Raw genomic sequence first — 7,654 nt, forward strand, 5'->3', positions numbered from 1 at the left:
CATGGAGCAGCCTCAATTCCCTCGTGTCCTCAATAGTTATTATCCTGGCATCCGGCCTCAGGAGAAATAGGAGCGCATTTAGTAGAGTGGTTTTCCCGGCCCCTGTTGGCCCAACAATGATTATGTTGCGCTCCTTATCCAGCGCCATCCATAGGTAAGCCAAGGCATCCGGGTCACTTGTCTCCAGGCTAATCAAATCAATCACGGTGTACGGGACTCCACGGAACTTCCTGATAGTGAATGCATTGCCGTTGGCGGCCACTCCCCTCAGCACAACCTCGACCCTAGCCCCCTCCGGCAGTAACCCCTCAAGTATTGGGTTAGCCGTGTTTACTTGCCTCTTAACTATGTTGGATATCCTCGCTATTAGTGAATTCACCTCATCCTCGGTCAGAACTATGTTGGTTCTCATGCCTTCATACCTTATATGCCATATGAATACCCTCCCATCACTCCCATTAACATGGATGTCCTCAACATAGGGATCCCGCATTATTGGGTCAAGCTTGCCGTATCCCTTCATATCCCTCCTGAAGAAATATAGAAGCTTCCTAATGGTATCCTGCCCAGCCCGTGCCCGTGTTAGGAATTGCATGAATGCCTTCTCCGAGTCCTCCAGCTTGGATTCAAGCACATACTCCCTAGCCCTAGCCAGTAACTTCTCCTCATCCGGGGATAACGCCGGCTCAAGAACGTCGTACCTCATGACGCCGTCGGGCTCCCTAATTATCCCTATATACGTGAGTCCCTCCTCTATTGGGTAAGTATCCTCATATGCCCTTCCATTCATTATGCTTCCTGCCCCTTCAGGTTCAGAATATAAGCATGTATTAAAAAATTTATTAATTAATACTGAAGGGATTGAGCGATCCCTTTATTAATGGGAACCAGGCCGCGATCACATGAGTAGGTTAATACATGTCGCGTCAGCTGCCTTACTTGTCTCCGCATTCATAGTCCTCTTCGCCTCCACGAAAACGCCGGTCCAGATAGAGATTGGTAGATTAATCAATGTTTATACTCCCTCAAGCCCCCCATACGTTGGGGCATTCTCCCTGCTCTTATCGATTTCCCTCCTCCTGGAGGGTTATCCCCGCCTCAAGAGGAGAACGTACATTCATAAGCTTGAATCCCTCATTCCCGAAATGGTGAAGAGCTTCCAAAGCGCATTCGCCACCGGCCTAACAATGATTGATGGTGCCAGGCTAGTGGCTGAGAGCAACTTATCGCCAATGAATCAATTATTTAGGGACGCATTGCGACGATACGAAACAAGCGGCAACTTATCCACATCCATGCTTGCCTCCGCCGCTAGCGCTGGATCCAGGAAACTATTATCAGCGATGAAGCTAATCATTGCGGCGTATGAGCATGGAGCCGGCGCGGAGACAGCGCTTGATGCCCTCTATAGATCCCTCCTTCAGCTTAGGGAGTACGAGAGCCAGAAACGAAGCCACTTGGGGCAATACGTGGCCATAGTTTACGTCATGGTCCTCATATTCTCCCTCGTCGCCTCAATAGTGGTAGTGGGATTCATTCCACAACTGCAAAGCATAAAGACCGCCTCATCCCCATTCGCCCAAGGCATTGGGGCACAGGGACTTGGATTAACGGTGCCAAGCGCATTATCAATAATACAGTTCATCAGCATAATCATCTCTATTTTCGCCGGATTAATAATTGGCAAATTAATTAATGGGGATCCCTGGAGCGGATTAACGCACTCAGCCATCCTCATATTGATTTCACTAGCCATATATGAAGCAACCCCGCTCCTCTCATCGATATTTGTTCCTGTGTGACCGTTGAAAGCAACTGCGTGTCCAATTAGTGGTAACGCAATTAGTTAACGCGCCAACCACAGCACACGATAAGGGACTCCCAAGATGTGATCCGCCTCGCCCCCCGCCCGAATTAGGACGAGATAATTTACCGCCATGAGATGGTTTCATCATGATGAGAGGATTCAAAGGGGAGCGAGAAACCTAGCCCTTTAGGGCGGGGGAGTGGCTCACTGCTTCGTTATTAAGTTTGTTGAAAGAAATATTTATAAAGGGGTAACTATAAGATATATGTGATATGAGTAACGGAAAATCTATGAATAGGCGCGGAATTGAGGCCATAGTTGGAGCCGTCCTGCTGATAGTCATAACGGTGGTGGCGGCCGTGCTCCTCTACCTATGGTTCACCGGATACCTCACCGGCACAGCAAGCAAAGCGCCACAAATAAACACAGTTCAACAATTCATAGTAACGGGAGCAAGCATATCACCTTCTACTACTGGTGCTTATACAGTTACGGCTTATGTTGAGAACACGGGCAATGTGCCTGTAACCATCGTGCAGGCAAACGTCTTAAATCCNCAGAATGGTCAAGTGTTATGTTCAGCGGCGGTTGGCGGCACAGGCAACGGTTCTACATCCCCAACAAGTCTCAGTCTCAATCCGACTACGGTGAGTTCCTCGGGTAATGTTGGTACCGTCTCGTTNACTTGCNGCTCTAGCTCTGGCATTAGTAGTGGTCAATCGTATACTATTCAGTTGATTAGTAATAATGGCGTTAGTGCTGAGTATACTACTACTGCGTCGTAGTCCTAAATTTACCTAAATTTATATTCACTAAAAAAATTTATATTTTTGAATTCAGTGTTTGCTTTATGTTTTTGCGTTTTGGCGTTAGTGAGATTATTGGGGCGGTTATGCTGGTTTTGATAGCGGCTGTTCTGGGTCTCTTTGTGTTGGGTTATGCCAATAGGCTCCTCTCAATTAATAGTCCCAGGTATCAGTGCAGCGTCTCCATCCCATTAATAGTGTATAATGTTAGTGGATCCACGGTATCGGGCATGATTATCTACGTGTATGATGCTGGGCCTTACTCCTGTCAATTGAGTTCAGCTTACGTCATTAATCAATCAACTAATGCTGTGCTGGCTTCATTGAATATACCTAAAACTCAGGTGAGGGTTGGGCAAGTGGTGAAGCTGGTTTATGGTAAGGTATCCAAGTCAAGCACGTATGTTGATAACGTTACATCTAGTTCTCCTATACCTGTTCCCAGCATTGTCTCCATATATACGGTGACCGGGAGTGAGGCGCAGTACCCGCTTCAATAGGGGATTAGGTGACTTGCTGGCTGGAGCAATTATGCTTATTGTGGCTATACTGGTGGTGGCGATGATGGTGGCCATAGTTCAGAGGCAATCCATGACAATTAATGCTCCCCCGCATAATCCCCCCCCTCCCCATTAGCGTTGGGGGCAATCCATCGGTGGGCACCGGCTATATAATTCTCTCGCCGGCTCCAGCAACCGCTGTCTGCGCCTTGTCCGTAATTAATCAATCCCCCATTACATGCGTGCCGCGGGCCATTGATGGGGAATTAAATTTAACGAGTATTCACCTAGTAAAGAGCGGTTTACTCCTGATTGGGACGCCCCTAAACACTGTTCCAGTGGCGGTCGAGGCTCCAATAATTCAATTAAGCATTCAACCAATGATTAACTACACGAAGCCTGGAAGCAGCACGGAGTTCCTAGTCGTCATTTACGCCACAAATAATTACTCGGCATATCTCCCCATCACCAGCAACTGGGTCACTCTCTCCCTATCATATCAAGTCGACAATAATAATGCCCAAAATATCCCGCTCATTATTAATGAGTTGATGAATCCGGGCTCATTAATTATAATAACGAAAACAGTAACAATAACTGCCCCCTCCTCAACCTCCTCCATCGTGCCGGTCACGTTCACTGTGGGGGAGTCGGTGTTGGGCGCTCAAGTGGCCACTATTAAGGTAACGGCTTACTTGGTGATCCAATGAGGGGACAGGGAACGCTCATAATGGCCATAGTGATAATAGCGTTGGCCGCAATGCTGATATATGTCGTGGCCATGCGATCGCCAATTAATAGCTCAATGACGATTGTAGGGGGCACCCCGCTCCTGAGCGCGATCAATTCCACTGCCTTTGCCTACGAATTCCCCTATCAGCCCCAATTAGTGCTTTGCAATTGGATCAACTCAACGGGATTAATGGGGTCATTGACGTGCTCCTACTCCATAAATAGGCTTAGGGATGGGGAATGGTTGATAAATATAAAGCCAATCAACGGCAAATACAAGTATATACAGGTAACCGTGGTTTCAAGCAATGGAGCCACGGCCTCAACCCAATTAGCCCAGGCACCTAATTGCACGGTCACGGTCGCCCAATACCCACGGGAGGCAATTGTTAATGGAAATGCATACCTGGGCTACTCAATCGCCGGCTTCCCAAATGGATTGACCAATTCGGCGCCAATCAACGCAACAGTGACAAGCATAGTGATAAATGGGAAGCACTACTCAATCCCGCAACTATTGATCACGGGTTCAACGACGGCAGTTGGATCGCCGATCGCGATCTCCGGCGTGCTTGACCTAAATAACTTATTGGAGCCAGGCAAAAACACAGTTACGCTGGACGTGGCCACGGCCTGCAAGGTCATTAATTCATCGAGCACATTCATCATGCTGCTCCGCTTCCTCAATATTTACCCATTCAATATAAACTGCTTGGGGAGCCTAACCCAAAGCGGTTCCTCAATAACCAGGGTACTGCATGCATACACGCTTCAAACAAGTAATGGCTACATCCTCAATGCATTCCTCGGCAACATAACGGTAACCAGCCCTGGCCAACTCGAGATCAAATTGCCTAACTCAACCAGCAGCGTCGTGAAGACCGGATCATTCTATGCCGAGAATGAAACCACATACCTAAAGGGATCGATGTATAATCCCAATGGAAAGATAAGTAATGTGACCTTATCGAGCGGGTCATACACATTAAATGAGAGCTTGACATTCGGCAATCCAATTACTCAAAGAATAGTGTTGCTAGGCAACTATGCCTATAAATCGCAGAGCGGCTTCATCAATGAAACTATAGTGCCCGTGGCCGCCAACGTAATGAACCTGCTAAACGGAGTAACCAAGTTCTACGTACCCCACATATATCAAGGTGATTACCAAGGCAATCCAACAANAAGTTGGCCAATACTAATAACTGCAAAAACATCTAATAGATATTGGGTCACAGGCANCATAAAGCAACCAATACTGGAACTAGTGCCAATAAGCATCAGAAATAATCAAATTACTTTGGCTGCTGGGGCAATGTTCTGGAGCGAGCAGTATAATGGGGGCAATGTCACGATTAGGTTAATAGGGACGTATAGTGGCGGTTCCTCGCCGCCAGGCGATGGCTTCGACATATACCTATTCATTAATCCATGGGGATGGAGCGTATCTTCCCCTTATAATCATAGCATACCATATGCAGCATCAGATTTTAATACAGGTCCAAATGGCGTCCCTAATCTTTCGCCAGTTCAGGGAGATATAATACTGCCATACGCCAATCTATATACATTTCCATATATAATGGTTCAGTGGAATCCATTCTGGCAAACTGGCTATAGCACTAGTAATGCAACTGGTCAATTTAATATATGGATGGTTAACTATACATTTAACTATATATTAATATTTCCTTATCCATCTAATCTTGGTTATTCTTATGCTGGTTTAGATGGGTATGGTAGTGGGTATTTTGCTCCTAATCCTGGTGATTATATTTGTGTTACTGTTACTTATGTGAATAAGACTAATACTTTATATGCCTCTGCCGTCGATCTTAATACGGGGCAAATGGCCACGGCCCAAGTCAATTTAACTAGTTTCTTCGCGCCCCCCACTAGCGGTAGTTACGTTTTCGGCGTGGGGGGTAGCACTGCCACAGTTGATTATGCTAATTGGGGGATTGTGCTAGTTAATTACACTAATTCTAAGTAGATTTTCAACAAAAGGGAATTTTCTTTTTTCCTAATAGCACTGGAACAGTTTTTATAGCGTTTCCATTATCTCGGTTAGTGCCTTGGCGAATTCCTTTGTTCCGAGCGGGGTCACATTCATGAATCTAGCTAGGTCCTGGGTCACCTTCTTCTGGTTCACTGCCTCGTTTATTGCCTTGTCGATTAGGTCGGCGGCCTCTGTCCAACCCATGAATCTAAGCATTAATTCGCCGCCCCTAATTATGCCTGTGGGGTTAGCCACGTTCTTTCCAGCGTACTTGGGGGCAGTGCCGTGGACTGCCTCAAACATTCCTCCAGTGTCCCCAACATTTGCTCCGCCCAGTACCCCTATGTTGCCTATTAATGCCCCGGCGGCGTCGCTTATGTAATCCCCATCCAGGTTCGGGGCAAGTATCACGTCATAGCTCTCGGTTCTAGTTATTATTTGTTGAAACATGTTGTCCGCTATCCTATCATTAATGAGGAGTTTCCCGGCCTGGGGCGCTCCCTTGCTTACCTCGTCCTCCGTCACCACTTGATCCCTGAACTCCTTAAGCGCGACCTCGTACGCCCACTCCCTGAATGCGCCTTCAGTGTACTTCATTATGTTGCCCTTATGCATTATGGTGACGCTTCTCCTCTTGTTTTGTAGCGCGTACCTTATCGCCATCCTCGCCACTCTCTGGGTCTTGTACTTGCTTATGGGTTTAATGCCGATGCCGGCGTCATCCTCTATCTCAACCTTTAATTCCCTCCGCAGGAAATCCCTTAACTTAACTGCCTCCGGGCTGTCCCACCTCCACTCTATCCCCCTATACAAGTCATCCGTGTTCTCCCTAACTATTATTAGATCCACCTTCTCCGGGTTCCGCAGAGGGGACTCCAAGCCCTTCATGTACTTCACGGGCCTTATATTGGCGTAGGCATCGAGTATTAACCTAATGGTGACGTTGAGGGATCGGAACCCGCCCCCAATGGGGGTCTCGAGGGGGCCCTTAAGCACGACCCTGTATTTCTGTATTAAGTCAATTGATTCCTGGGGGAACCTATTCCCAGCCATTTTCTCAGCCTTCTCCCCAACATATGCCTCCAGCCACTTTATTTGCCTGGATGACTTATAGGCAACCTCGACCGCCTTATCCATGACGCTCATGGCGGCGCGAGTTATTTCGGGCCCAATGCCGTCGCCGTCAATGAATAACACTATTGGTTTGCTTGGAGTGCGCCAAACCCCATTCTCAACTCTAATAGGCTCGCCGTCTTCGGGGGGATTATATTTTATCACGGATAAATGTATAGGGCTACCCTTATTTAATTTTATCCCAAAGCAGTTACTCATCGTAATGCGATTAATTGCGTTACCACTAATTGGACACGCAGTAATAAGGTAAGTTTTTAAATCAACACACCCACACCACAAATGAGTCAACCCGCGATACAGATAAGGATAACTTATATTCACGGCGAGGTTAATGGCGTGGCGCCTAACATGAATGTGGCCGTTAATTTCCAGCTAAATAATGCTCCGGNGGTGAGGGATAACGTGATGGAGGTGCCCTTCTCCATATCGGCCTCCTCAGTGCCCCCGCTCCTCAGCATAACGATAAAGGGCACGGCAATAGTGCAGGGCGACCCCAAGGCAATCAATTCATTGGCAAACGAGTTACGGTCCGGCAAGCCCAATCAAGTGCAGGCATTAGCCATGCAGTACGCAATGCTTGAGTTAGCGCTTATATCCAGGGAATTAGGCCTCCCGCCAATACTGCCGGTGCAGGCATCGCAGCCCCCGCCCCAGAGCAATAACATTCTATGAAAAA

General features: G+C 47.4%; 7 protein-coding genes and 1 pseudogene. 6 read left to right on the forward strand and 2 right to left on the reverse strand.

All coding sequences use genetic code 11. The features are described from left to right. Positions 1-790 (reverse strand): annotated as a pseudogene (locus AT710_08480). Between the two features lie 112 nt (positions 791-902). Between AT710_08480 and AT710_08485 the strand changes: the two are divergent. The 5 genes from AT710_08485 (at position 903) to AT710_08505 (ending at position 5,838) form a co-directional block, all read left to right on the forward strand. Continuing rightward, entirely contained in the window at positions 903-1,802 is a 900-nt protein-coding gene (locus tag AT710_08485) for a hypothetical protein (protein ID KUO90688.1), read from the forward strand. 277 nt (positions 1,803-2,079) lie between these two features. After that, entirely contained in the window at positions 2,080-2,592 is a 513-nt protein-coding gene (locus tag AT710_08490; protein KUO90689.1) for a hypothetical protein, read from the forward strand. 65 nt (positions 2,593-2,657) lie between these two features. Next, on the forward strand, positions 2,658-3,113 hold the full coding sequence (locus AT710_08495; GenBank protein ID KUO90690.1) for a hypothetical protein: 456 nt from the start codon (positions 2,658-2,660) through the stop codon (positions 3,111-3,113). A gap of 101 nt (positions 3,114-3,214) precedes the next feature. Continuing rightward, positions 3,215-3,823, forward strand: a complete 609-nt coding sequence (locus AT710_08500; GenBank protein ID KUO90691.1) for a hypothetical protein — start codon at positions 3,215-3,217, stop codon at positions 3,821-3,823. Further along, positions 3,820-5,838 (forward strand): hypothetical protein, encoded by a 2,019-nt coding sequence (locus AT710_08505; protein KUO90692.1) that lies wholly within the window; start codon positions 3,820-3,822, stop codon positions 5,836-5,838. The genes AT710_08500 and AT710_08505 overlap by 4 nt, the downstream gene beginning before the upstream one ends. A 51-nt stretch (positions 5,839-5,889) precedes the next feature. Here the strand turns inward: AT710_08505 and AT710_08510 are convergent, their stop codons facing one another. Then, the gene (locus AT710_08510; GenBank protein ID KUO90694.1) at positions 5,890-7,119 is read right to left on the reverse strand and encodes an isocitrate dehydrogenase; all 1,230 of its coding nucleotides are present in this window, start codon (positions 7,117-7,119) and stop codon (positions 5,890-5,892) included. A gap of 138 nt (positions 7,120-7,257) precedes the next feature. Here AT710_08510 and AT710_08515 point away from each other — a divergent pair, with 138 nt between their 5' ends. After that, positions 7,258-7,650, forward strand: coding sequence for a hypothetical protein (locus AT710_08515; GenBank protein KUO90693.1), 393 nt, complete (start codon positions 7,258-7,260; stop codon positions 7,648-7,650). Positions 7,651-7,654 lie beyond the last annotated feature (4 nt).

The sequence above is a fragment of the Thermocladium sp. ECH_B genome, assembly GCA_001516585.1.
GTDB lineage: Archaea > Thermoproteota > Thermoprotei > Thermoproteales > Thermocladiaceae > Thermocladium.